Origin of the sequence: Allomesorhizobium camelthorni (assembly GCF_011045125.1) — a bacterium.
In the GTDB taxonomy this organism is placed as follows: Bacteria; Pseudomonadota; Alphaproteobacteria; order Rhizobiales; family Rhizobiaceae; genus Allomesorhizobium; species Allomesorhizobium camelthorni.
The window spans coordinates 1-23199 of the sequence record NZ_JAAKZF010000025.1 but is presented as its reverse complement, the minus strand read 5'-3'; the positions used below and the strand labels follow the sequence as shown (position 1 = coordinate 23199).

Annotated in this window: 24 protein-coding genes and 1 pseudogene; 15 read left to right on the top strand and 10 right to left on the bottom strand. The window is 62.8% G+C overall.

The annotated features are described in order from the left end of the window. Window positions 1-565: 565 nt before the first annotated feature. Both G6N73_RS17745 and G6N73_RS38310 read right to left on the bottom strand, forming a co-directional pair. Window positions 566-1198 (bottom strand): acyl-homoserine-lactone synthase, encoded by a 633-nt coding sequence (locus G6N73_RS17745; RefSeq protein WP_165029910.1) that lies wholly within the window; start codon window positions 1196-1198, stop codon window positions 566-568. A 187-nt stretch (window positions 1199-1385) separates the two neighbouring features. Beyond that, window positions 1386-1445, bottom strand: coding sequence for a hypothetical protein (locus G6N73_RS38310; RefSeq protein WP_343044658.1), 60 nt, complete (start codon window positions 1443-1445; stop codon window positions 1386-1388). Window positions 1446-1511: 66 nt separating this feature from the next. Between G6N73_RS38310 and G6N73_RS38610 the strand changes: the two are divergent. The 4 genes and pseudogenes from G6N73_RS38610 to G6N73_RS17725 form a co-directional block, all read left to right on the top strand. Next, window positions 1512-1700, top strand: a pseudogene (locus G6N73_RS38610) (insulinase family protein); the annotation flags it as partial. Between the two features lie 396 nt (window positions 1701-2096). After that, window positions 2097-2483, top strand: a complete 387-nt coding sequence (locus tag G6N73_RS36975; RefSeq protein ID WP_246252180.1) for a hypothetical protein — start codon at window positions 2097-2099, stop codon at window positions 2481-2483. Between the two features lie 1076 nt (window positions 2484-3559). Continuing rightward, window positions 3560-5647, top strand: a complete 2088-nt coding sequence (locus G6N73_RS17730; RefSeq protein WP_165029908.1) for a prolyl oligopeptidase family serine peptidase — start codon at window positions 3560-3562, stop codon at window positions 5645-5647. Between the two features lie 170 nt (window positions 5648-5817). After that, window positions 5818-6513 (top strand): OmpW/AlkL family protein, encoded by a 696-nt coding sequence (locus G6N73_RS17725; protein WP_425484108.1) that lies wholly within the window; start codon window positions 5818-5820, stop codon window positions 6511-6513. 329 nt (window positions 6514-6842) lie between these two features. Here G6N73_RS17725 and G6N73_RS17720 read toward each other — a convergent pair whose 3' ends face one another. Beyond that, window positions 6843-7061 carry a helix-turn-helix transcriptional regulator gene (locus G6N73_RS17720; RefSeq protein WP_008838479.1) on the bottom strand — a complete coding sequence of 73 codons (219 nt, stop codon included), beginning with the start codon at window positions 7059-7061 and terminating at the stop codon, window positions 6843-6845. Between the two features lie 124 nt (window positions 7062-7185). Here G6N73_RS17720 and G6N73_RS17715 point away from each other — a divergent pair, with 124 nt between their 5' ends. Beyond that, window positions 7186-7452 (top strand): DNA -binding domain-containing protein, encoded by a 267-nt coding sequence (locus tag G6N73_RS17715; protein WP_165029906.1) that lies wholly within the window; start codon window positions 7186-7188, stop codon window positions 7450-7452. Between the two features lie 28 nt (window positions 7453-7480). On the opposite strand, the gene G6N73_RS38605 is transcribed toward G6N73_RS17715, so the two are convergent. The 6 genes from G6N73_RS38605 to panB form a co-directional block, all read right to left on the bottom strand. Then, window positions 7481-7822: a DUF2285 domain-containing protein gene (locus G6N73_RS38605; protein ID WP_425484107.1), complete on the bottom strand. Its 342-nt coding sequence runs from the start codon at window positions 7820-7822 to the stop codon at window positions 7481-7483. Between the two features lie 208 nt (window positions 7823-8030). Next, on the bottom strand, window positions 8031-8279 hold the full coding sequence (locus G6N73_RS17705) for a transcriptional regulator domain-containing protein (RefSeq protein WP_165029880.1): 249 nt from the start codon (window positions 8277-8279) through the stop codon (window positions 8031-8033). A 46-nt stretch (window positions 8280-8325) separates the two neighbouring features. Continuing rightward, window positions 8326-8958, bottom strand: coding sequence for an acyl-homoserine-lactone synthase (locus tag G6N73_RS17700; RefSeq protein WP_165029904.1), 633 nt, complete (start codon window positions 8956-8958; stop codon window positions 8326-8328). A 101-nt stretch (window positions 8959-9059) separates the two neighbouring features. Beyond that, window positions 9060-9785 (bottom strand): LuxR family transcriptional regulator, encoded by a 726-nt coding sequence (locus G6N73_RS17695; protein ID WP_425484109.1) that lies wholly within the window; start codon window positions 9783-9785, stop codon window positions 9060-9062. Between the two features lie 192 nt (window positions 9786-9977). Then, window positions 9978-10907 carry a pantoate--beta-alanine ligase gene (panC, locus tag G6N73_RS17690; protein ID WP_165029900.1) on the bottom strand — a complete coding sequence of 310 codons (930 nt, stop codon included), beginning with the start codon at window positions 10905-10907 and terminating at the stop codon, window positions 9978-9980. Continuing rightward, the gene (gene panB / locus G6N73_RS17685) at window positions 10904-11758 is read right to left on the bottom strand and encodes a 3-methyl-2-oxobutanoate hydroxymethyltransferase (protein WP_165029898.1); all 855 of its coding nucleotides are present in this window, start codon (window positions 11756-11758) and stop codon (window positions 10904-10906) included. The genes panC and panB overlap by 4 nt, the downstream gene beginning before the upstream one ends. 180 nt (window positions 11759-11938) lie before the next feature. On the opposite strand from panB, the gene G6N73_RS17680 reads away from it, so the two are divergent. The 10 genes from G6N73_RS17680 (at window position 11939) to panD (ending at window position 21951) form a co-directional block, all read left to right on the top strand. Beyond that, window positions 11939-12901, top strand: a complete 963-nt coding sequence (locus G6N73_RS17680; RefSeq protein WP_165029995.1) for an NUDIX hydrolase — start codon at window positions 11939-11941, stop codon at window positions 12899-12901. A gap of 62 nt (window positions 12902-12963) precedes the next feature. Then, window positions 12964-13938 carry a quinolinate synthase NadA gene (nadA, locus tag G6N73_RS17675; RefSeq protein ID WP_165029896.1) on the top strand — a complete coding sequence of 325 codons (975 nt, stop codon included), beginning with the start codon at window positions 12964-12966 and terminating at the stop codon, window positions 13936-13938. Then, window positions 13935-15479: an L-aspartate oxidase gene (locus G6N73_RS17670; protein ID WP_165029894.1), complete on the top strand. Its 1545-nt coding sequence runs from the start codon at window positions 13935-13937 to the stop codon at window positions 15477-15479. Before nadA ends, G6N73_RS17670 begins: the two co-directional genes overlap by 4 nt. Continuing rightward, on the top strand, window positions 15476-16336 hold the full coding sequence (gene nadC, locus G6N73_RS17665; RefSeq protein WP_165029892.1) for a carboxylating nicotinate-nucleotide diphosphorylase: 861 nt from the start codon (window positions 15476-15478) through the stop codon (window positions 16334-16336). The genes G6N73_RS17670 and nadC overlap by 4 nt, the downstream gene beginning before the upstream one ends. 151 nt (window positions 16337-16487) lie before the next feature. Then, the gene (gene bioB / locus G6N73_RS17660; RefSeq protein WP_246252177.1) at window positions 16488-17429 is read left to right on the top strand and encodes a biotin synthase BioB; all 942 of its coding nucleotides are present in this window, start codon (window positions 16488-16490) and stop codon (window positions 17427-17429) included. After that, window positions 17426-18565, top strand: a complete 1140-nt coding sequence (locus tag G6N73_RS17655; RefSeq protein WP_165029890.1) for an 8-amino-7-oxononanoate synthase — start codon at window positions 17426-17428, stop codon at window positions 18563-18565. The genes bioB and G6N73_RS17655 overlap by 4 nt, the downstream gene beginning before the upstream one ends. Further along, on the top strand, window positions 18562-19200 hold the full coding sequence (gene bioD / locus G6N73_RS17650) for a dethiobiotin synthase (RefSeq protein WP_165029888.1): 639 nt from the start codon (window positions 18562-18564) through the stop codon (window positions 19198-19200). The genes G6N73_RS17655 and bioD overlap by 4 nt, the downstream gene beginning before the upstream one ends. Further along, window positions 19197-20462 carry an adenosylmethionine--8-amino-7-oxononanoate transaminase gene (locus tag G6N73_RS17645; protein ID WP_165029886.1) on the top strand — a complete coding sequence of 422 codons (1266 nt, stop codon included), beginning with the start codon at window positions 19197-19199 and terminating at the stop codon, window positions 20460-20462. Before bioD ends, G6N73_RS17645 begins: the two co-directional genes overlap by 4 nt. Further along, complete coding sequence (locus G6N73_RS17640; protein WP_165029884.1) at window positions 20459-21442, top strand: beta-ketoacyl-ACP synthase III; 984 nt, start codon at window positions 20459-20461, stop codon at window positions 21440-21442. The genes G6N73_RS17645 and G6N73_RS17640 overlap by 4 nt, the downstream gene beginning before the upstream one ends. Before the next feature lie 56 nt (window positions 21443-21498). After that, entirely contained in the window at window positions 21499-21951 is a 453-nt protein-coding gene (gene panD / locus G6N73_RS17635; RefSeq protein ID WP_165029882.1) for an aspartate 1-decarboxylase, read from the top strand. Window positions 21952-22118: 167 nt separating this feature from the next. Here the strand turns inward: panD and G6N73_RS37975 are convergent, their stop codons facing one another. Continuing rightward, window positions 22119-22853, bottom strand: a complete 735-nt coding sequence (locus G6N73_RS37975; RefSeq protein WP_281352898.1) for a cold-shock protein — start codon at window positions 22851-22853, stop codon at window positions 22119-22121. Between the last annotated feature and the right edge of the window lie 346 nt (window positions 22854-23199).

The following is a 23199-nucleotide window of genomic DNA, read 5'->3' as shown; positions in this document are numbered from 1 at the left end:
TCATTCAGGCATTGAAGGGCGGCGACATGGAACCTCAGGCGCCGCGGCGGCACGATCGCGTCGACCTTTAGCCGCCATGGGCGCAGAACGGAGGCGCCGGAAACGGCAATCTGCACGGCAATCCTGTCTCAGCAGCACATGCTGCATTCCCGCCGGCGTCAGCAGGACGTCCTTGCCGCATGAGAGCGAGGAAAGGTCAAGCAGTTCAAAGCCGCGCTCAGCCGGCTCTGCAGCCGCCTGCAGGATGTGCGGGCAACCGCGCGGATCCCAAAACGCCTTTGCTGACGTGGCGTCCAGCTGCGGCGCGTCCGCGAAAGAGGAGGCTCCATTGCGTGAGCGGGGAGGCCCGCGTCTTCAGTTCGATAGTCCTTCGGCGCATCTTCGGACAATGCGCGCGGGCGGCGCCATTTTGGCGTGGTCGCGCTGGAATTGCCCAGGCTGTGCGCGGCAATCGACCGGCATAGTCGTAAGCTTGGCGATGGCGCCAGTCCGGCCAGCCTGCGCGACAGTCGGTTGCGCCCGCGGGCGGAAGCGGCCGATTCATGGTCAGGGTGTCCATATGGCGCTATGCCGAGAGGCCGAGAACTGGTTGCCACAGTACCGGCCCGTTCAGACGACCCCTCCAGCGGATGCGCAAAAGGCTCGCGCGGGAAATCTCGAGAAAGCCGGCCACCGCCTCGGTTTTGCCGACGCGCTTCGGCTGTCCGATGCGCGACAAAGGCCACGTTGCGAGGCGCAGGATCCGTTCCATACGCGTATCGGTCACCGTCACTATCCGGGTGAGATTGTTGGCCAGGGCGAACTCGATCATGCCGGCGAAGAGCTCGTAAGTTGCTTGGGCCAGCCCGCCCGCCGCCTTGGGCGTTGATGGGGGGAGATCGAGCGCGAAACGGCTGCTTTCCCATATGTCGGGAGTCGAGGGCACAACGTCAGCACCCAGCAGCCCCGAGAATGTGTCGCGCAACATTGTGGGTCCGGTGGTGGGCAAAAGGCGAACGCAACCGCGAATTCGCCAATCGGACCCCTTGAGAAGCAGATAGACAGGCTTGAAGCCGTCAAAGGCGTCTGTTTCCATTTCGCCTTCGGTCTGAACTTCCCAATCGAGCCTTTCCTTGAAAACCCGATGCCTGAGCCCGTGCATCTCTTTGAGCTCGCTTGCGAACTCACCGTAGAGGTCAGGGGTTATCAGCTGCATCATGATCGCCTCCGTGTGGGATGTGTTCCGCCATGGAAGGGCAAAGCTGGCAGTGATGCAGCCTGTAGACGTTTACAGCTATCCTGGCGGCAGGATCAGGATATCGCGCGACCGGAGGCAGCCACCCGTGCAACGGCCTGTTTGATCGTTCGCACGCCAAGCTTTGCCTTTGCATTTTCCAGATGGAAGGTCACCTGCGCTTACAGATCGCAAGAATCTGGCTGACATCCCAAGCCGACTTGCCGCGCACCGCCCATTTCAGGCACTCGAACTCCCGCGCGGTGAGCGTTACGCCACCCACCAACCAATCGTCGGCGAACCTGCCGGACAGGAGGGGCTTGCCAAGGTGATGACCGGCCTGTTCGCCGAGGCGCCGGCGATCGCGACAGCGATGCCTTTCAGGTGAAGCATCGACGATACCGGCGCCGAGGTGAGTTTCGACGCGCAGCGTGACGGCATTTTTGGCTCAATGCGCCTGCTTTCGGAACGGAAGGACGCCGCTTTCGTCGGCGGGCTCGCACGGCCCGTCAGGTCGTGTTGTGTCGAACTAAGGTCGGGCGAGCTTCACTGCTTGCGTTTTCCACGGGTGTTCTCAGAGCTCGCACGGGAGATCGATCAGGCGCTTACGGTTGCACTCGATGTCGTCTTCGACGATGTCGGACATGAGACACGGCGCTATAAGTTCGCGGACTAGACGTGGCCTCATCCGGGAATGCAACGCACGGCGTAGCCGTTGCTATTCATCGGACGGAACGGCAGTTCTTCGCGATCGCTGTTGCCCGGGCGCAGCCATGAGAATTGCCGCGGCCCGGGCTGACCACCCGCACAGCGCCAACAGCTGGAATGGCGGGCGAACGAGCGGCGTGAGTTCCGCGAAGCTTGGCGCCCTGCCCGAGATGTAATGGCATTGCCTGCAGCCGGTAGGACTCGCGCCCACGGCACGGCGAGCTTGCGGCGCCGCTTCCGCTTCGCAGCGGCGGAAGAGCGCCGTGCGAAGGACGGCGCTCAAAAATGCCTTGCATGGGCAGCCAAAAAGCAGATTGATACCGCCGCGATTCGGATCGTAGCGGTCTTTGAAACCAGCACGACGAAATCGACTGACGCAGAAGATCGGAATCAGATGGTGGAGGGCTTTGACGTCCTGGCGGTGGGGCTGCATAGGAAGGACGAAATGCAACTTATCCTCAGCGCCATTCGCAGAGCCTGGCACTCGGCCTTGCTCAGAATCGACAGGGCCCGGTTGCGACGGCAGGGTCGGCAGCTTGGCGGTGTCGACCGCCGCGGCTGATTTTCGCCCACCCGCAAGTCCGCACTCTCGCACACTCCGCGATGCTGGCGGCCAATGGCCCATCCTCTCCGCGAGACACGGCGGTGCCCAAGAGCTGCCATCGTCCCCTTGTCGGTTGAAAACTGCGGCGTCGTGGCTGGGCGCGTCAAGGCGTTTCCAGAAGGCTGTCTTCGGCCTCCAACCCAAGTGCGGTACCGCGAATACCCGCTTTCGGTCGAGGTTCCATCAGCTCCTCGGCTCTGCCGTTCGGCGCTCCGGGCGGCCCATCCTCGTTAATCATGCCTGGCTGCCGCGCTTGGCACCGGCGCCGAGCATGCGCTCCTGCGCTTTGGCCCGAGAGATCGCCTGGCCCGACAGGGCACCGCCCGAAATTGATGACGGGCAGCCCTCAGGCCCGGCAATCATGGGGCTGGTTGCATGCGTCCGTTTAAACGCAGCTTGCTGGTGCGATCGATAGACTTCAAATAGGTCAACCGGTTTGTTGAGCTGGCGGACAGTGAGGCCGAGAATGTTGCCGGCGCGCGCGGCACATCAGGTCGGCTAACCGGCAGGACAGCCAACATCTCCTTTTCCTCGGGTCCCCACTCTTTCCGCTGGCGGTGTGTGGTTCCACACGCCCAGCCAGTCTTCGTCGCTCAGATCGTCCGTCACCTCATGGGTATCTGCCACGTGATATCGGGTACGTGAAGCGCCTTAGAGCGACGATGTTGCGCCCAACCAAGTTCGCTGTGAGCTTCACTGCTTGAGTTTTCCACGGTGTCCTGCGAGCTCACACAGGAGATCGATCCGGCGCTTACGGTTGCACTCTTTGTCGGGTTTTCGACGATGTCGGACATGAGACACAGCGCTATCAGAGCGATTGCATTGTCCTGAAACGATTTTCTCCTTTGGCACGACACATGCAGGGCTATCTGCAAGCACTGCCAGCACCGGCGCGCCGAGCGCGCGCTGCGGCAGGAAACTGAGGAGAAATAACCCGTGATCACGCTAGCCGAACATGCGGTCGCTGCCGCGAAAACTGAGCTTCCCCTAGCCGACGGAAGACCTTGCGGCATTATTCTTCAGGTTGTCCGGGCATGACCGCAATCGATCCCCGCCCAACGCTGAATGCTCCCGACGATGATCCCTATCTTTGGCTTGAAGATGTGGAAGGCGAACGGGCACTTGCCTGGACCGCCAGCCAGTCGGCAAGGACCCTGGAGCACTTCGGTGGAACGCGGTTCGAGCACGACCGGGATGCCCTGACAGCGATTTTCGACCGTCCCGACAGGATTCCCATGATCACGCGCCGTGGTCAGTACGTCTACAATTTCTGGCAAGATGCCCGTAACCCGCGCGGACTGTGGCGCCGGACCACCCTTGCCGCCTATACGAAGGCGGATCCCCAGTGGGAGCTCCTGCTCGATCTCGACGCCCTCGCCGCTGGCGACGGAGAGGACTGGGTCTGGGGCGGGGCGTCCCTCGAGCCGGAGAGAGGGCAAAGAGCCGTTCTGCACCTTTCTCGCGGCGGCAGCGACGCGGTCGTCCATCGCGAATTCGATCTGGCGTCTCTGGGCTTTGTCGGCGACGGTTTCAATCTCCCGGAGGCCAAGGGCGACATTGATTGGCTCGACCCTGACACGCTTCTGCTTTCCAGTGCGCTTGGTGATGGCATGGCCACCCGCTCCGGCTACGCGCGGACCGTGCGGCTGTGGAAGCGTGGCGCAGATCCGCTCACCGCGCCGGTAATCTTCGAGACCGGTTCCGAATCCCTCGGCGTGTCTGGCCATCTGGACCGCACGGCCGAGAGCGAGCGCCTTTGGTTCATCGAGCAGCCGGCCTTCTTCGAGGCGATTGGCCGAATCGGCGACAGGAGCGGTCCGAAGATTAAGATCGACCTTCCTTGGGACGCTTGGTGGGACGTCTTCGGCGACTGGCTGGCGGTAAAGCCGTGCAAGCCCTGGACGGTGGGAGGGACGACCCATGCCGCCGACGCGCTGATCGGCATCTCCCTCTCCTCGTTCATCGCCGGCGAGCGCGGTTTTGGCACCCTCTTTGAACCAGACGACAGGCGCTCCCTGCAGTCATTCTTCTGGAATGACGGGAAGCTCATCATCTCCTACCTCGTCAACCTCGTTCCGCGTTTCGAGGTGTTCACACCCGGCCGCCAGGAATGGACGCGCCGAGCCCTGGACACCGTGCCCGCCGAAGGGACTGTTCGCCTCTGGCCGCTCGACCAGGAAACTCACGAGACCAATGGAGAGGTCCTCGTTTCGGCTCAGGACCCGATCACGCCGCCGCAGCTTCTCCTCTTCGACCTCAATGCCGCGCCGCCTCTCGGCGCTCCAGTGATCCTGAAGCGCGCCCCGGAGAATTTCGACGCATCCGGGCTGGTGGTCACGCGCCACGAGGCAGTCTCGACCGACGGTGAGATGATCCCCTACACGCAGGTCGGCCCGGCGGACGGGAACGGGGATGCCCCGGTTCACCTCACCGCCTATGGCGGGTTCGGCATATCGCTCCTGCCCTCCTACAACTCCTCGCTCGGCAAGCTGTGGCTCGAACGCGGCGGCACGAGCGTGGTGGCGAACATCCGGGGCGGCGGCGAGTTCGGCACCCGTTGGCACGAGGCCGGGCGCAGGGCGGGCAAGCGTCTCGCCCATGACGATTTCGCGACCGTTGCCGCCGACCTTGTGCAGAGAGGTATTACGCGGCCGTCGCGGATTGCCGCCGAGGGCGGCTCAAATGGCGGCCTCCTGATCGCCAATATGCTTATCCGTTATCCTGAGCGTTTCGGCGCGCTGTTCTGCACGCTTCCGCTTATCGACATGCGCCGCTACACCAAGCTTTTTGGCGCAGGCGGGATTGACGAATATGGCGATCCCGACAAGCCGGAGGATTGGACTTTCCTCAAGGAAATGTCCGCCTATCACGCCGCGGCGCCGGGACAGCGCTATCCGCCGATCCTGCTCGCCACCACGAAGCGGGACGACCGCGTCCACCCGGGCCACGCGCGTAAGATGGCCGCCAAGCTGCAGGTTCTTGGCTATCCCGCTTACTTCTACGAGCCCGACGCGGGCGGGCACAGCTACGGCAAGAACAATCGGGAGCGGGCCGCATTCATTGCCCTGGGCAACAATTTCCTTCGCAGTGCGATCGGCTGGCAAGCCGATCGCGTTCGATAGGTGGGCCCAGAGGGCAGCGTTTCAAATAAAGTGATCACAGGTCGGTGATTGCGAGCACGGCTGCACAGTCTCACGCAAATTGAGCATGAGCGTTCCGTCAATCTCAATCAATTCAAACAGGATTCATCATAGTGCAGTGTGTCGTTTCTGAAGATCAAGGAGAGAATATCATGGCGAGAAAGCAAATGGGCGTGGCCCGGGGAGTAATAGCGGCCATCGTCCTCATCGTAGTGGGACAGCAGGCCGTCGCGGCGGACCTTGCGCAAGCCGCGAGCGTCCCGCAGGCAGGAGCCTCGGTCACAAAAGCGCCGAGCCCTTGGCAGATCCGCCTGCGTACGCTGGGCGTCATCACTGAGGATTCGGGTTACGTCAATGCGGCGCCCGGCTCCGATCTTTCCTATTCGGACACGGTGACGCCGGAACTCGATATCTCCTATTTCTTCACCGACAACATCGCCGCCGAACTCATACTCGGCACCACCTATGCCAACATCGACGGCCAAGGAACGATCGGCGGGCTGGGCAAGATCGGCAAGGTTTGGCTGCTGCCGCCCACGCTCACATTGCAGTATCATTTTACCAATTTCGGCGCCTTCAAGCCCTATGTCGGCGCCGGCGTGAACTACACGGTGTTCTATAACCAGGATGCCGGCAGCGCCGATGCTCTCGATGTTAAGGACACGTTCGGCGCTGCGCTGCAGGTGGGATTCGACTACATGGTGGATCAGCACTGGGGCGTCAACTTCGACGTGAAGAAGCTTTTCCTGGAGCCAGACTTCAACGTCACGGTGGACGGGGCGAACCTGACGGGGAAGGCCGCGCTCAATCCGTGGTTGGTTGGCGCGGGCGTCACCTACCACTTCTGATATCAAGGGCTAAGGCGGCTTGCTGACGCAATCTGAAATGAAGGGCGCCTCGTGCGCCCTTTTGCCGTCGGCCCTGTACGGGCGAATCGACCCATTCGAGGAGGCGGCCTTGTTGCCTGGGGCGGGGAAGTGTCCGAAATCGAAGGAACGTTCTGATCAACTTTATCGATGACTATCCGACGCATAGCAGCCGATTGTAAGGCGACACTTGAAGAAGCCTTTGAGAGAGGGCGGCTTTCCCGGTTCCACCCAACCAGGAAGAGTACCCCTGGTCAACGCGGCCTCGTCAGGCCCGCGGGCGCGGAGAAATTAGCTGGAAGTCGGGTGTATCAGGCCTGTTTGTCGGGCCGAACCAGATCTGTGTGGCTGACGCCGAGGGCCGATGCCAGTTCATAGATCGTGATGATCGTCGGATTTCTTCGGCCTTTCTCCAAGCCGCTGATGTACTGTTGGCTGAACCCGGAAATCTCGGCAAGCTGCTCCTGCGTCAGACGCTTCCTTTGTCTGATTCTCTGCACATTCCGACCGACCAACTTGCGCATATCCATGCACGACAAGCCATCGGATTGGGCAGCTTGAGTTTATCAACTATAATATGTAATCCACATTGAGCGGCCGAATCCGCTGGCGGAGGGCTTCGCGGAGGCCATTGTCCGGAGATAGAATCCAGCGATGTTACAGCCTAGATCGAACGCGCCGATTGCCGACGAAGTCCCCTGGTCGGACAGCGTCACGGCCTACGACAAAGAGCATTTCACGACCTATATGCGGCTGCTCGATGCTTCCGCCGACAACGCCACTGAAGAGGAAATGGCCCATCTGATCCTCGGCATTGATCCTGCACGCGAACCGGAGCGCGCCCGGAAGGCTCTTCGCAGTCATCTCGACCGTGCGAACTGGATGGTCACGACCGGTTACAAGGACTTGTTCGCCAGCTGACGAAATGGACAATGCGTTCCGTCGCGCTTTAGGCAACGAACTCCCTGTATCCACCATTCATCAGCGCATGGCCGCGGTGAATGGCGCGGCGGACGCGGTCACGCAGATGATCGCGAGGATCGTTCCAGTCGGCCTCGACACGCGGTTCGCCGATCAGCGCTTCGGCGATTTCGCGATGTGAAGCCCCCGCAAGCGAACCGTCGAGCGCCTGGAGGACAAAGCGAAGGCGCCCGCCACGCGCGTCCGGCGGGAACAGGGTTTTCGGCAGTCCGTGCGCCACAAGACTGTTGAGACATTCGAGTGCCCTCAGCCGATGCTTCAACTGCCCGGTGGGCCAGATTGCGTCGATATGAAGTTGGACGGGCAGCAAAACGCTTTCGCCAGACACGACAAGCTGGAAATGCCGGTCGGCATTCCGCAACAGAACATGTTGGCAGCCGGCGCCGGAAAGCAGGACTGTTGCGCGGCATGGCAGCGTGGCCAGGTCGAACGGCGGCGCCCCCGACGATGAGGAAAACTGTTCCGCCACAACTGGCAAGACATATGGGCACTGGCGTGGACCCCAGAATACGGCCGCGTTACGCCTGGGAGAGTCCGCGAAACAGAACGCCCCAACGCGCCAGGGTGACGCGCGAGGCAATGATGTCGAGCGATGTCCGACGTTCCAGCCATTCGGCCCGCTCCAGTGCAATGGCCAAATCATGCCGGAATGCCGGATTGCGTCGCAAGAACTCCCAGGCCCATTCTCTCCGGGTCAGATGAGCGGTGTAGCCGTACGAGTTCTTATCCCACCAATCCGGCCAGTCGGCGGCGCTGCCTTCCGCCATACTCATGACCCAGGCCCGCCAGGAGCAAGGAGATTACGACCGGACATCAAGCGGCCCTGCAGGCCACCGGCGCCCACAGCACCGGACCATGAAGCCCGCCGTTCCGTCGAATGGCCTCCAGCCTGTCGGCGGAGGCGTCGAGATATCCGGCCACGGCGCGGGTGGTGCCGATTGTGTGCGGTTCGCCGATCCGCGCAAGCGGCCAGCCGGCGCGGCGAAGGATGCTCTCCATGCGCAGATCGGTGACGGTGACAATTCGGCCGAGACAGCGCGACAGGCCGAACTCGATCATGCCGGCGAAGAGCTGGTAAGTGCCGACGGCAATTCCGCCAACAACCTTCGGGGCGGATGGCGGAAGATCGAGGGCGAACCGGCTGCTTTCCCAGACGCCCGGTTCGGCGGGCGCCGTCTTCCCCTCCAACAGCACCGGAAAAGTGTCGCGAAGCATCGTCGGCCCGGTCGACGAAAGCAGGCGGAGGCAACCATCGACACGACCATCGGAACCTCGCAAGATCAGATAATGCGGCTTCAACGCGTCAAAGGAATCGATCTCGCACCCGCCATTGGTCCGCACGTCCCAGTCGAGCCGCTCCTTGAAAACGCGGTATCGCAGACGGTGCATTTCATGCAGTTCGTCGGCGAAGTCGCCGCAGCAATCGGGTGCGATCAGCTGGATCATGAGGGCCTCCGGGCAGAAATGACCCTGCCATTGGAGGCGAATGCGCCCGCCGAAACAGCCTGTGCAAATGCACAGGGGGAGCAAAAGACAAATTCAGTTTTTCAGAGCATTGAAGATCGTGAGGAGGCCAGCAGCGCGATGGCCTGATTTTTGGTGCGCACGCCAAGCTTTTTCTTGGCATTGTCCAGATGGAAGGCGGCGGTGCGCGGCTTGATGCCCAGGATGCCGCCGATATCCCAGGCGGACTTGCCGCGCGCGGCCCATTGCAGGCACTCATATTCACGGGGTGTCAGCGAAACGCCGTCCACTGTCCGATTGCCGGACAGCTTGCGGCGAACGCAGATGTGAAAGCAGGTCGCCATGAGTTGGAGCGCCTGCTCATATCGCTCGGCAATGCGCAGGAACGCCGGATTGGGCTCATCAGCGGCAAAGGTCACTGCTGCGATGCAGCCCCGTCGATCGACGATCGGGATGGTTAAACCACAGCGGATGCTGAACTCGGCCGCTTCTTCGAACAGCCTCTGCTGAACCTGCGATGTCGCAAAGCCGCGCATATCCGGTCCCCACCGAAACGGGCATCCGCCACAGCGTGCACGAATGATGACCGGATCGACCTTCTGATACCGGTTTTGCAGGTAGTGCGCGGTCCAGCGAGCCGGATAATTCGAGATCAGCCTGGGCTCGCCCGAACGCTGCGGCGGCAAGGACAGATAGGCGAAGGTGATCAGCTCGAGTCCAGCGGCCGCACCAGCCATGGCGTCGCGAAAATCCGTCTCATCGACGCTTTCCGACAGCTGTTCCAGGAATGTCTCGAAGAGAAGTTGCATGTCCTTCGTCATGCCTTGAACTCAATGCCTCGATTTCTCTGCTGTGCCTCACCCTGGCGTGTAGACGCGACGGTCAGCCTCCCGGCATGAGCGCGGCCGATCTTGCTGCTTGCGCGGCGAACAGGATCCGCACCGATGGCCAAACGATCGCGCACCGCTACAGCGCGTACGATCTTGTCGCCATCATCGCCCTCATTGCTTTCCTACTTCTGCTTGAAGAACCCACTTTGCGGAGCGTGTCTCAAGCCGCGAACTTTGCTCACTTGATGAAACAGACGGTGATGTGCTGATGTTGTCGATGAGCCGCGTTTCGCCGAGCCAGGCTGCTGCAACTAGGCGCGCCGGTCGGTCAAGGCCTGCCAACGATTGCAGATCTGTTTCCGCGCGTAGTTCCAGGTATTCGACCTCGCGATAGCCTGCAGCCAGAATTGCTACGCGCGCTTCGTCAAGCGTTGGCATGACGGGAGAGCCGTTCGCAAGCCGCTCCGCCGTCTCGAGCAGGACCGAGGCGAGCTTTGGGGCAACGGAGCGCTCCGCTGGCGAGAGCCGGACATTGCGCGACGATAGAGCCAGACCATCGGCTTCGCGGACTGTCGGACAAGGGACGACGGTGACCGGTATATCCAGATCCCGGACCATACGGTTGACGACGTGCAGCTGCTGGAAGTCCTTTTCGCCAAAAAAGGCCAAGTCGGCGCCGGTCTGCAGAAAGAGCTTGGCGACGACGGTCGCCACTCCGTCGAAATGGCCCGGTCGGAACGCGCCGCACAGGCCTTCGCTGACGCCTGATACCGACACGGTCGTGGCGAAGCCAGCTGGATACATCTCCTCTGGATCCGGCACGTAGAGCAGATGCGCGCCCAGCGGAGCGAGCTTTGCCGCATCTTCGTTTTCCGTCCGGGGATAGGCGGCGAGGTCGGCGGCATTGTTGAACTGCCTGGGGTTGACGAACAGCGTCACGATTACACGATCGGCAGTCTGGAGCGCGGAACGCACGAGGCTCAAATGTCCTTCATGCAAGGCCCCCATGGTCGGCACCACAGCGACACTGGCACCCGAGCGGCGCCATGCGGCGACGATTTCGCGAAGCGCGGCAACGGTCCTGACAATCGGCACGCTCACGCTGCTTCTCCGCTCTTGGTGGCGTGGGCGCCCTTGAGCGGATCGGCAAACACGTGCTCGGCGGCGGGGAACATCCGCTCCCGCACCTCTTGCGCGTAGGCCGCGATCGCCGCCTCGGCGGCCTGCCCGAGTTCGGCGTAGCGCTTGACGAATTTGGGCCGGAAGTCGCCGAAGAGGCCCAGCATGTCGTCGACGACGAGAATCTGGCCGTCACACGCCGCCGAGGCGCCGATGCCGATGGTAGGGATCGCCACCTCTGCGGTGATCCCGCGGGCGAGCGCCTCGGGGACCTTCTCCAGCACGACCGCGAAGGCGCCTGCCTCGGCTACCGCAAGGGCATCGCGCCTGATACGATCGGCATCCCCACCTCTGCCCTGCAAGCGATAGCCGCCGAACGCGTTGACCGCCTGCGGCGTCAACCCGACATGGGCCATCACGGGTACGCCGCGACCGGCGAGGAAACTGATGGTATCGGCCATCGCCGCGCCGCCTTCGAGTTTGACCGCCGCGCATCCGGTTTCGGCCATGACGCGCGCGGCATTGCGGAAGGCCTGCTCGGGGCTTTCCTCGTAGGAGCCGAACGGCATGTCGACGACCATCAGCGCCTGCTCCAGGCCTCGGCGCACGGCCTTTCCGTGCATGATCATCATCTCGAGCGTCACGCCGAGCGTCGACGGCAGGCCGTGGAGAACCATGCCGACGCTGTCGCCGACCAGCACCACATCGCAATGGGGATCGACCAGCCGGGCAACCGGGGTCGTGTAGGCGGTAAGGCAGACGAGCGGCGTCCCACCCTTTCGCGAACGAATATCCGGCGGTGTGATCGCCTTGGTGTTAGCAACCGCACTCAATAGAGGCCTCCTTCCCTAACGTTACCAACCGCGGGTGTCGCGTTTGGCATATTTTTGTGCAGGTGCGAAGAGCTAAAATCGCGATGGCGCGTGGTGTTGACGTGCCGACAGTTATCGTAGAGACCAAACTAAATCGGTTCAGGTGCTTTCGTAGCGGAGCTCTGCCCAATCAGTTCAGGGATCATGGATCAGGCAAAGGGAACCAGGAAAAGCAGAGCTGGAGGCAAGGCCGACACGGCCAAAGTGGACCTGACCGCCGTCGTCGTGGCTGTGAGCAACAATGAGCCCTGTGTCCTCACCATCGGGCAGACGGACACCTTGCCCTCCGGTCCGCTCGCGCTCGAGCACCGATCGCTGCAGTCCGGTTTAAGAACGTGGGTCGAGGAGCAAACCGGCCACCCACTAGGATATATCGAGCAGCTCTACACCTTCGCCGATCGGGACCGCGCCGGCGCCGAGCTGGAGCGGCGCGTCATCTCCATCAGCTATCTCGCCCTCACCCGCAAGGAACATGCAACGGCTCCGTCCAGATCCAGCTGGCAAAGCTGGTACGACTACTTTCCCTGGGAGGACCATCGTGCCGGTACTCCGCCGATGGTGTCGGACCTGCTGCGGCCACGCCTGATCGAGTGGGCGGAGAGCGCCGACGACGACGCGACGCGCCTTGAGCGTCGACGACGGGCGGCGATCGCCTTCGGCTTCGGCGACCGTCCGTGGAACGAGGATCTCACACTCAAGCGCTACGAGCTGCTTTATGAAGCAGCCCTGGTGGAAGAGGCGATGCGCGGTTCGACTCTGCCCCCGCCGGTTGGCGGAAAGTCCATGGTTTCCGATCATCGCCGCATCCTTGCGACGGGCATTTCGCGGCTGCGCTCCAAGATCAAATACCGGCCGGTCGTCTTCGAACTGATGCCGCCGGCCTTCACGCTTCTTCAGCTGCAGCGAACCGTGGAGGCGCTCGCCGGCAGGCTCATCCACAAACCGAACTTCCGTCGCCTCATCGAGCAGCACCAGTTGGTCGAGGAGACTGGCGAAACCAGCACGGAGACAGGCGGCCGGCCGGCGAAGCTCTACCGCTTCCGGCACGCCGTGCTGGAAGAGGGGGAAGTTGCCGGGGCAAAATTGCCGCTCTCGCGGGCTTGACGCTTATACTCACCACGAATATATACGCCTTATATTCAGGTAGAGTATAATTGGAGGGCTCGATGAGCGCCATGCTGCCTTCGGGCGCGTCCTTGTACGACCGCGTTCAGCGCGTAATCCCCCCGATCGAATGGCCGACCTTTTTGGACGACATCGAGGCAATTCTCGTGCTGAAGCGGCAGCGCAATGCGGTCGTCCTGGCGCACAACTATCAGACGCCGGAGATCTTCCACTGCGTGGCCGACATTGTCGGCGACAGCCTGGCGCTGGCCCGCAAGGCGATGGCGGTCGAAGCGGAAGTCATCGTGCTTGCCGGCGTGCACTTCATGGCCGAGACGGCAAAACTGCTCAATCCGGAAAAGACGGTGCTCATCCCGGACCTGAAGGCTGGCTGCTCGCTGGCTGACTCCATCACCGCCGCCGATGTCCGCCTGCTGCGGCAACGATATCCGGGCGTGCCGGTCGTCACCTATGTCAACACGTCCGTCGAGGTGAAGGCAGAGTCCGACATATGCTGTACCTCGGGCAATGCGAAGGCTGTGGTCGAGTCGCTCGGCGTTTCTCAGGTGATCATGCTGCCGGATGAATTTCTGGCCCAGAACATCGCCGCCCAGACCGACGTCGAGATCATCGCCTGGAAGGGCCATTGCGAGGTGCATGAGCGGTTCACCCCAGCCGACATCAGGCAGCTGCGGGAGGATCATCCCGGCGTGACGGTGCTTGCCCATCCCGAATGTCCACCCGAAGTGGTCGCGGAAGCCGACTTCTCCGGTTCGACGGCCGCCATGTCCGATTATGTCGGAAGCCAGAAACCGCCTCGCGTCGTGCTGATGACGGAATGCTCCATGAGCGACAATGTCGCGGTGGAGCATCCCGACGTCGAGTTCATCCGGCCCTGCAATCTCTGTCCGCACATGAAGCGGATAACGCTCGCCAACATCCGTTCGGCGCTCGAGCAGAACCGGCATGAGGTGAGGATCGAGCCCGAGATTGCCGGACGAGCACGGCTCGCGGTCGAGCGGATGCTCGACGTATGAGCGCGGATATCCGCAGCTTCTTTGGCCGGCCCATTATCATAGGCGGCGGCATTGCCGGATTGTTGACTGCGCTTCATCTTGCGCCAGAACCGGTGCTTATTTTGTCAAGGACGTCGCTCGGATCTGACGCATCGAGCGCGTGGGCACAGGGCGGGCTGGCTGCCAGCCTTGGCGGTGACGACTATCCGGTACTGCATCTCGCCGACACGCTCGCCGCCGGCGACGGGCTGTGCGACGCAGAAGCCGCAACCCGCATCCTCCAGGCGGCGCCTGACGCGATCGAGACCCTGGCGAGCCTTGGGGTCCGCTTCGATCGGACGCCTGAAGGAGCACTGCGCCTGGGATTGGAGGCCGCGCACGGCCGCCGGCGCATCGTTCATGCCGGCGGCGACGGCAGTGGACAGGAAATCATGCGCGCGCTGGTCAAGGCCGTGCGTTCCGCTCCCTCGATTGTGGTCGTCGAGGGTGTGGAGGCGCGCCGACTGGCGATGGAGGACAATACGGTCCGGGGCGTCTGGGCAAGCTGTTCGATGAGTCCTGTGTTCTTGTGTACCGGACGGGTCGTCCTCGCCACGGGTGGAATTGGCGGACTGTTCCTCGACACCACCAACCCTTTGGGCAGTTGCGGACAAGGCCTGGCGCTCGCGGCGCGCGCCGGCGCCGTCCTTGCCGATCTGGAATTCATCCAGTTTCATCCGACAGCACTTGACGGGCCGGATCGTCCGATGCCGCTGATCAGCGAAGCGGTTCGCGGCGAAGGCGCGGTGATCATCGACGAAACGGGCCAGCGGTTCCTCGAAGGCGTGCCGGGCGCGGAGCTCGCGCCTCGCGACGTCGTGGCGCGCGCCATCTGGACGCATCTTTCGATGGGCCATCGGGCTTTTCTCGATGGACGAGAAAAGCCTGGCCCGACATTCGCGCGACAATTTCCGACGATCGCATCCGCCTGCCGGCGCGCAGGCATCGACCCGGCGCGCGACCTCATTCCCATCCGGCCGGCCCAGCACTATCACATGGGCGGCGTCGCGGTGGATCGGGACGGACGTAGCTCGGTTGCCGGACTGTGGGCTTGCGGCGAAGTCGCCTCGACCGGACTGCACGGCGCCAACAGGCTCGCCAGCAACTCGCTGACCGAAGCCGTCGTATGCGCGCGCTGGGTCGCCGAAAGCGTGGCAGGATCTCCGCTCGGTCTCAGAACACGATCATCGGTACGGGAAATTCCGGCGCCCAATCCACTCTCCTTGCGCCCTCTCCTCTCACGCAGCCTTGGCGTGAAGCGGGATGGTGAGTTTTTGCGAGACGCCGTGAGCACATTGCTTCCGCTAGCCGAGCTACACCATGCAGCGACCGATCCCGCGGCAGTTGGACTGATGATCGCGGTTGCAGCCTTGCTGCGCCAAGAAAGCCGCGGCGCTCACTACCGCACGGACTTTCCTGATCGTGCGGTCGTCGCCCGCCGCTCCAGGCTCACGCTCGATGAGGCCTTGGCGACAGCTCGGGAATTCGCATGTTCGTCAACGCTTGAAGAGCTTGAGCAATGAACCTTTCGCCGCTTCCCGCAATCATGCTTGAGCCCCTGGTGCGGGCAGCACTTCTGGAAGACCTTGGCCGGGCGGGTGATCTGACCACCGATGCGATCGTGCCGAAGAACCATCGCGCGAGGACCGCGCTGGTTGCGCGCCAGACCGGAGTCGTCGCCGGGCTCGATCTGGCGATGCTGGCGTTCCGGCGCGTCAACCAGGACCTCGAAATCACAGTGGAGCGAGCAGACGGCAGCCATGTTGCGCAGGGCGAGATCATCGCATCGGTGGCCGGCCCGGCGCAGGCCATTCTCACCGCCGAACGGACAGCGCTCAATTTCTTGTGCCATCTAAGCGGAATCGCCACGGCGACGGCATCGATTGTCAATGCGATCCGCGGGCACAAGGCCAAGATCGTCTGCACCCGCAAGACGACGCCCGGCTTGCGGGCTATAGAAAAATATGCCGTGCGCGCCGGCGGCGGCTCCAATCACCGCTTCGGTCTCGACGACGCCATCCTGATCAAGGACAACCACATCGCCATCGCCGGCGGAATCCGCCCTGCCATCGAGCGGGCACGAAGTAGCGTCGGCCATCTGGTCAAGATCGAAGTCGAGGTCGATACGCTGGCCCAGCTGGAAGAGGCCCTGGAGCTTGCCCCCGACGCTGTCCTGCTCGACAACATGTCGCTTGACGAATTGCGCCGGGCAATTGTGATAGTGGCCGGCCGGGGAATCACCGAGGCGTCAGGCAGGATCACCGCCGCGACGGCGCCAGCCATCGCCGCGACCGGCATCGATCTGATTTCCGTCGGCTGGCTGACCCATAGCGCGCCTATCCTGGATATCGGCCTCGACTATCGGGGCTCAATCGACTGACAAACGGACGGCAGCGGGCTGATGGCCTTTCCGGTCGCCATAAATCAGCCAGCAAAGAAGCCGTAAGGGCCAGAACGCAATGAACAGGATAGATATGCACGCACCGAATTCGACGAAGACAACGCCACAGGCACAATCCGCGGATGGCGAAATGTGGACCGTGGAAAAGGCTCGGGCACTTCACGATGCTCCCTTCAACAACCTCCTCTTCCTGGCGCAAACCGTTCACCGGCAGAATTTCGATCCCAACAAGGTCCAGCTCAGCCGGCTTCTCAGTATCAAGACAGGCGGATGCCCAGAGGATTGCGGCTATTGCAGCCAGTCCGCTCATCACGAAACAGGCCTGAAGGCGTCGAAGCTGATGGAGGTCGAACGTGTCATCGCCGAAGCGACCAAGGCGCGTGATGCCGGCGCCACCCGCTATTGCATGGGCGCGGCCTGGCGAAACCCCAAGCCGCGCGAGATGGATGCGGTCGTGGCAATGATCGACGGCGTCAAGGCGCTGGGCATGGAGACCTGCATGACGCTCGGCATGCTCGATCTTGAGCAGGCCGCTCGACTGAAACAGGCTGGCCTCGATTACTACAACCACAACATCGATACGTCGGAGCGCTACTACAGCGAGATCATCAACACGCGCAGCTTTGCCGACCGGCTGGAGACGCTCGAGCATGTTCGCCAATCCGGCATCAAAGTGTGCTGCGGCGGTATTGTCGGCATGGGCGAGGACCGGATCGACCGGATCGACATGCTGGTGACCTTGGCCAATCTGCCGGAACATCCCGAAAGCGTTCCGATCAACATGCTGATCCCGATACCAGGCACCCCGCTTGCCGAAGCCAGGCCGATCGAGCCGATCGAATTCGTGCGCGTCATCGCGCTGGCACGCATCATGATGCCGAAATCGTATGTCCGCCTGTCCGCCGGCCGCACCGCCATGACCGACGAGATGCAGGCGTTGTGCTTTTTTGCCGGCGCCAACTCGATTTTCGTCGGCGACACGTTGCTGACGGCTGACAATCCCGGCGAGGACAAGGATACTCTGCTGTTCCGGCGCCTCGGCATCGAGCCGATGGAACTCGATGCGCAATGAACGGGACACCGCTTGCCCGCTATAGCGCGACCTTGCAGGGACTGGCGCGCAAGGACCGGCTGCGGACGCTGTCGCCGCGCGCCGGGCTCGACTTCTCGTCGAACGACTATCTCGGGCTTGCCGCCTCCAGGAGACTTGGAGAGGCGGTCGCGGCGGCGATTGCGCGGGGCACGCCTGTTGGCGCCACCGGATCGCGGCTGTTGCGCGGCAACGCGCCGGAACATGAGCAGCTGGAGGCAGACGCGGCGGCGTTCTTCGGGGCCGAACGCGCGCTGTTCTTCGGCAGCGGCTACATCGCCAACTTCGCTCTGCTGACCACGCTGCCGCAGAAGGGCGACCTTGTGATCCTCGACCAGCTTGCCCACGCCAGCATGCATGAGGGGGCGCAAGCCGGACGCGCCGAGTTCAAGCTGGCCGCGCACAACGACGTCAATGCTGTCGAGGACGCGATCAAGCACTGGCGCGCCGAAGGTGGCATGGGGCGTGTCTGGATCGGGGCCGAAAGCCTTTACAGCATGGATGGCGACTGCGCCCCTTTGGAGAACCTCGTCGCGCTTGCCGACCGGCACGAGGCATTTATCGTTGTCGACGAGGCACATGCCACCGGCGTGTGGGGACCGGACGGCCGCGGCCTTGCCGCCCCCTTCAAGTGCCGCGACAACATCGTGGCGCTCCATACGTGCGGCAAGGCGCTCGGCGCGTCCGGGGCGCTGGTTACCGGGCCGGGAACGCTGTGCCACTATCTCGTCAACCGCTGCCGGCCATTCATCTACGCCACCGCGCCATCGCCGCTGATGGCAGTGGCGGCGCGCGAAGCGATTGCCATGCTGTCCGACGAGCCCATGCGCCGTGTTCAGCTGCATGAGCGCGTTGCCTTCGCGGGGCGCCAGCTGGCCGAGCGCTGCGGCGTGAAGCCCAGCGGCTCGCAGATCCAGCCATTTGTCATCGGCGATGTCGGGCGCACCATGGCGGTGGCGGCAGCACTGCAGGCCCGCGGCTTTGACATACGCGGCATTCGTCCGCCGACGGTGCCCGAGGGCACGTCGCGCCTGCGCATTTCACTGACGCTCAACGTGGACGAAGCCGACATTTCGGCGATGGTCGAGGCGCTTGCCGAGGTGCTGGCCTCGACATGACCAAACGCATCGTCATCACGGGCACTGATACCGGAATCGGCAAGACAGTTGTCGCGGCTGGTCTCGCCGGCCTGCTGGGCGGCGCCTACTGGAAACCCGTGCAGTCGGGCCTTGACGGCGAAACCGACAGCCAGACGGTTGCGCGCCTCGGCGAACTGACGCCCGAGCGGATCCTGCCTGAAGCCTGGCGCCTGACGCGGCCGCTGTCGCCGCACCGCGCCGCCGAGCTCGACGGCGTGGCGATCGACCCCGACCGCCTCGTCTTGCCCGAAGTCGAATGTCCCTTGATCGTGGAGGGCGCCGGCGGCCTGATGGTGCCGCTCACCCGCAAGACCCTGTTCATCGACGTCTTCGCCCGGTGGCAAGCGCCGGTCGTGCTCTGCGCGCGCACCTCGCTCGGCACCATCAACCACACGCTGCTTTCGATCGAGGCGCTGCGCCGCCGTGACATCCCGTTGCTCGGCGTGGCCTTTATCGGCGAGGCAGTGCCTGACACCGAGTGCACGATCGCTGGAATGGGCCAGGTACGCGTGCTCGGCCGCCTGCCCTTGCTCGACCCGCTGACGGCCGGGATGCTGCGCTTGGCCATGACCACATACTTCAACATGGCGGCGTTCGATGAGGTCCGCGCATGAACCGCTCGGCGGTCTGGCATCCCTTCACCCAGCACGCGCTCGAACCGGCCATGCAGTCGATTGCGCGGACCGGGGGCGCCCATCTGGAAACGGCGGACGGAAGGCGCATTCTCGACGCCATTTCGTCCTGGTGGGTGGTTACCCACGGCCATCGCCATCCGGCGATTGTCGAGGCGATCCGAAAGACGGCCGATTCCCTCGACCAGATCATCTTCGCCGGACTCACGCATGAACCGGCCGAGCGCCTGGCCAACGCCCTCCTTGGCCTCGCTCCGTCCGGACTCGACTGGGTGTTCTATTCCGATAGCGGCTCGACCAGCGTCGAAGTGGCCTTGAAGATGGCGCTCGGCTATTTCCGCAACATCGGCGCGCCACGTTCGCGCATCGTCGCCATGGAGCACAGCTATCACGGCGACACGATCGGCACGATGAGCGTCGGCGCCCGCGGCGTCTTCAACGCCGCCTACGAACCCCTGCTGTTCGAGGTCGACACCATCCCCTTCCCGGCCGCCGGGCGCGAGCAGGAAACGCTCGATCGGTTCGAGGAAGTCTCCCGCGACCGAAGCACTGCCGCGCTGATCGTCGAGCCGCTCGTACTCGGCGCCGGCGGCATGCTGATGTATCCGGCTTGGGTTCTGGCCGAACTGAGGAAGATCACCGAAGCCTACGGCACGCTCTTGATCGCCGACGAAGTGATGACCGGCTGGGGGCGCACTGGAACCCTGTTCGCCTGCGAGCAGGCATCCGTCTCTCCGGACATCCTGTGCACCTCGAAAGGCTTGACCGGCGGCGCCATCCCGTTGGCGGCCACGCTCGCCACCGATGCCATCTTCCAGGCCCATTATTCCGTGGACCGGAAGAAGACTTTCTTCCACTCGAGTTCCTACACCGCCAATCCGATTGCCTGCGCGGCAGCACTCGCCAATGCCGAGATCTGGCGTGACGAACCGGTGACTGAGCGGATCGCGGCGTTGAGCGCGAGGCAGGCCGCCGGGCTTCGGCGCTTTCGCGACAATCCCTTTTTCACCGACAGCCGCGCGACCGGCACGATCGCGGCCCTCGATCTGCGCACCGATTCCGCTGGCTATCTGGCCGAGATCGGCCCGAAGCTGCGCGCGTTCTTCCTCGAGCGCGGCCTGCTCGTGCGTCCGCTCGGCAATGTTCTCTATCTTCTGCCGCCCTATTGCATCACCCGCAACGAGTTGGATGGGCTCTATGATGCCATCGAGGAGGCCGGCGAACGCTTCGGTTCGAGGCCATGAGCAGGTCGTCGCGCATTCTCGGGTTCGGTCATCATGCGCCCGCGCGCAAGGTAGAGAACCCGGAAATCGAAAACCGTCTCGGGCTCGAACCCGGCTGGATCGAGCGGCGAACGGGGATTCGGTCGCGCTTCTGGGCAACGGACGAAGACACGTTGTCGGGCCTTGCCGCGTGCGCCGGCGACATGGCGCTGGCGAATGCCGGCATCGATCGCGGCGATATCGGCCTGCTGTTGCTTGCGACCTCGACGCCCGATCACCTGCTGCCGCCCAGCGCGCCGCTGGTCGCACACCGGTTGGGGCTCGGTCGCGCCGGCGCGGTCGATCTGACCGGCGCCTGTGCCGGCTTCATCTATGCGCTGATGTTCGCGGATGGATTCACCCGCCTGCACGGCAAAGCGGCCCTTGTGATTGCCGCCAATATCCTCAGCCGCCGCATCAATCCGGCCGAGCGGGCCGGCGCCGTGCTGTTTGCCGATGCCGCAGGCGCCGTGGTGATTGGTCCGTGCAACGACCCCGATCGAGGCATCCTCGGCGCCGCGGTGGATTCGGACGGCTCGCGCTACGGGCTGATCCAGATTCCGGCAGGCGGCAGCAACAGGCCGTTCCACGACGGTGTAGATCTCGGGCAGACCCGAATGACGATCACCGACGGCCGCGAAGTGTTTGCCAAGGCCGTGGAGATGATGACTGCCTGTTCAAAGGACGCGCTCACTGCTGCCCAGATGCAACCGCAAGATATCGATCGGTTCGTGCCGCACCAGGCCAACGCCCGTATTTTCGATGCCGTCGGACGAAACCTCGGCATCGCCGATCACGCGATCGTCAAGACGATCGCAGAATACGGCAATTCTTCCGCCGCGACGATCCCGCTCTCGCTCTCGCTCGCCCACCGGGCGGAGCCGCTTCGGCCGGGCGAAAAGATTCTTCTGGCGGCGGCGGGCGCCGGTCTCAGCGGCGGCGCTCTCGTCGTCGGAATTTAGTCGGGCTGCTACCGCCCACGGGACGGCAAGACCGCTATTTGAAATGGATGGGACCAATGCGAAAAATAGTGGCCGGCAAGCTGCACGGCATCTACGTCACCGAAGCGAACCTCGACTACCATGGCTCGATAACCCTGGATCCTGCCCACTGCGAAGCAGCCGGGATCCTGCCCATGGAATTTGTGGAGATATGGAACAAGAATTCCGGTACGCGGATTTCGACCTATGTCATTCTCGGCGAGCGCGGCTCACGATGCTGCATCCTGAACGGTGCTGCCGCGCGCACCTGCCAGCCAGGCGACCAGATCATCGTCTGCAACTCCGTCTATCTGGACGAAGCGCATATCACCTCGCTGAAGCCGCGGATCGTCACGTTCGACCAGGACAACCACATACTCGACCGCCTGAGCTACTCGGTCGATCTCGATGCACATGGCCGATACAGCTTTTCCATCCTTGACGAGTCCAATACGGCTTTGGCCATCCCTGCCCTGGTCTCTGGGGCGTGAATTCTCGCCGACACATGCGCGAGCTTTCCGCCCGGTTTGATTGGCCGCCGATCATCGGTGCGGAACCGAATGCGCTAGACAAAAAGCGCCGGACCGTTCAACCTGAGGCATTCACCAGGGGAGTCTCGGCAAGGGGCTGAGACGCCATGAATCCTCGCATCTCTTCGCTAGGCAGGATGAATGGCTCGAGCCTCAAGCCCCTTCTGGCCCCGAGCATACCGGACAATGACTTTCTGACCCTCGTCCAGCCCGACGAGACCAGAGCGCGTCAAAGCCGTGGCATGAACGAACACATCCCTGCCACTGTCTTCAAGGCTGATGAAACCGAACCCCTTAGCGGCATTGTACCACTTCACGGCGCCGGGGCTCTCCAGCTCCGGTACCTCGGGTCTTGTGACACCCTTCGGCGCAACACGATCGCGGCGTCCGGTACTCGACGCGCGCTCCGTGCCGCCACTGACCGTGATCACTTGCGCAACCTGTGGCCCTTTTGGGCCTGCCTCGGTCCTGACCCGCAGGAGCATCCCTTCGGAAACTTCGGCATGCCCTGAGGCCTGCAATTTCGATATGTGCAGGTAGGCGTCGGACCCATCCGCCAATTTGACGAAGCCAAATCCCTTCTGAGCGTTGAACCACAGCACCTCGGCATCAACCTCAGCCGAAGCTGAAGTTGCTGAAGTTGGACGATGGAAATAGCTGGGCTCTTGAGGCTGATTGTCGGTTTTTGTGTTGTGGAAGCTTTGGTGTCGCGGCTCGCGATGATTTCGGTATTTGCCCATTCTCGTACCGGCTAAAACTGGTGGAAGGCGCAGAGTATCATCGGGAAAATCCCTGATCAATGTGAGTGGCAGGAATGACGCCTTCCGGCCGTCGTCGAAGTCACCCCAAACCTGCACAATCATTCGATCCCGTGTGTAAAAGTTCCGCGATTACAGTAGCATAGCCGGCATGATATTGTCCTCTTCGAAGCAGGCCTGCTTTTGTCGGCGCTGCATGGAGCGAAAAATCGATGCCACCGGGATCCAGCCAATATAAAACTCATGTCTCCACCGTGCTGCGCCCGAGGATGGCGGCAGGCCTGGACTTCTCGGCCGTTACCCTATCGGCCGGCTTCAAGCTGACCTTCTAAGCCCCGGGCCGTCGCCCCGAAAATGGCGACGATTAAAAGGCAAGAGTTCAGTCGTCCAACCATTCGATTATGCGGATCGCGACGCCATGGAAGCAGCTGTTGCTGCATTGCGATCCGTA

Coding starts and splice junctions, on each gene's coding strand:
- G6N73_RS17645 (WP_165029886.1), top strand. CDS start 19,197: ATGAACCGCTCGGCGGTCTGGCATCCCTTCACCCAGCACGCGCTCGAA.
- G6N73_RS17725 (WP_425484108.1), top strand. CDS start 5,818: ATGGCGAGAAAGCAAATGGGCGTGGCCCGGGGAGTAATAGCGGCCATC.
- G6N73_RS17705 (WP_165029880.1), bottom strand. CDS start 8,279: ATGGCGGAAGGCAGCGCCGCCGACTGGCCGGATTGGTGGGATAAGAAC.
- G6N73_RS37975 (WP_281352898.1), bottom strand. CDS start 22,853: ATGATTGTGCAGGTTTGGGGTGACTTCGACGACGGCCGGAAGGCGTCA.
- bioB (WP_246252177.1), top strand. CDS start 16,488: ATGTGGACCGTGGAAAAGGCTCGGGCACTTCACGATGCTCCCTTCAAC.
- G6N73_RS17730 (WP_165029908.1), top strand. CDS start 3,560: ATGACCGCAATCGATCCCCGCCCAACGCTGAATGCTCCCGACGATGAT.
- G6N73_RS17695 (WP_425484109.1), bottom strand. CDS start 9,785: ATGCAACTTCTCTTCGAGACATTCCTGGAACAGCTGTCGGAAAGCGTC.
- bioD (WP_165029888.1), top strand. CDS start 18,562: ATGACCAAACGCATCGTCATCACGGGCACTGATACCGGAATCGGCAAG.
- G6N73_RS17670 (WP_165029894.1), top strand. CDS start 13,935: ATGAGCGCGGATATCCGCAGCTTCTTTGGCCGGCCCATTATCATAGGC.
- G6N73_RS17640 (WP_165029884.1), top strand. CDS start 20,459: ATGAGCAGGTCGTCGCGCATTCTCGGGTTCGGTCATCATGCGCCCGCG.
- G6N73_RS17700 (WP_165029904.1), bottom strand. CDS start 8,958: ATGATCCAGCTGATCGCACCCGATTGCTGCGGCGACTTCGCCGACGAA.
- nadC (WP_165029892.1), top strand. CDS start 15,476: ATGAACCTTTCGCCGCTTCCCGCAATCATGCTTGAGCCCCTGGTGCGG.
- G6N73_RS17655 (WP_165029890.1), top strand. CDS start 17,426: ATGAACGGGACACCGCTTGCCCGCTATAGCGCGACCTTGCAGGGACTG.
- G6N73_RS17745 (WP_165029910.1), bottom strand. CDS start 1,198: ATGATGCAGCTGATAACCCCTGACCTCTACGGTGAGTTCGCAAGCGAG.
- panD (WP_165029882.1), top strand. CDS start 21,499: ATGCGAAAAATAGTGGCCGGCAAGCTGCACGGCATCTACGTCACCGAA.
- nadA (WP_165029896.1), top strand. CDS start 12,964: ATGAGCGCCATGCTGCCTTCGGGCGCGTCCTTGTACGACCGCGTTCAG.
- G6N73_RS17720 (WP_008838479.1), bottom strand. CDS start 7,061: ATGGATATGCGCAAGTTGGTCGGTCGGAATGTGCAGAGAATCAGACAA.
- G6N73_RS36975 (WP_246252180.1), top strand. CDS start 2,097: ATGGCATTGCCTGCAGCCGGTAGGACTCGCGCCCACGGCACGGCGAGC.
- G6N73_RS17715 (WP_165029906.1), top strand. CDS start 7,186: ATGTTACAGCCTAGATCGAACGCGCCGATTGCCGACGAAGTCCCCTGG.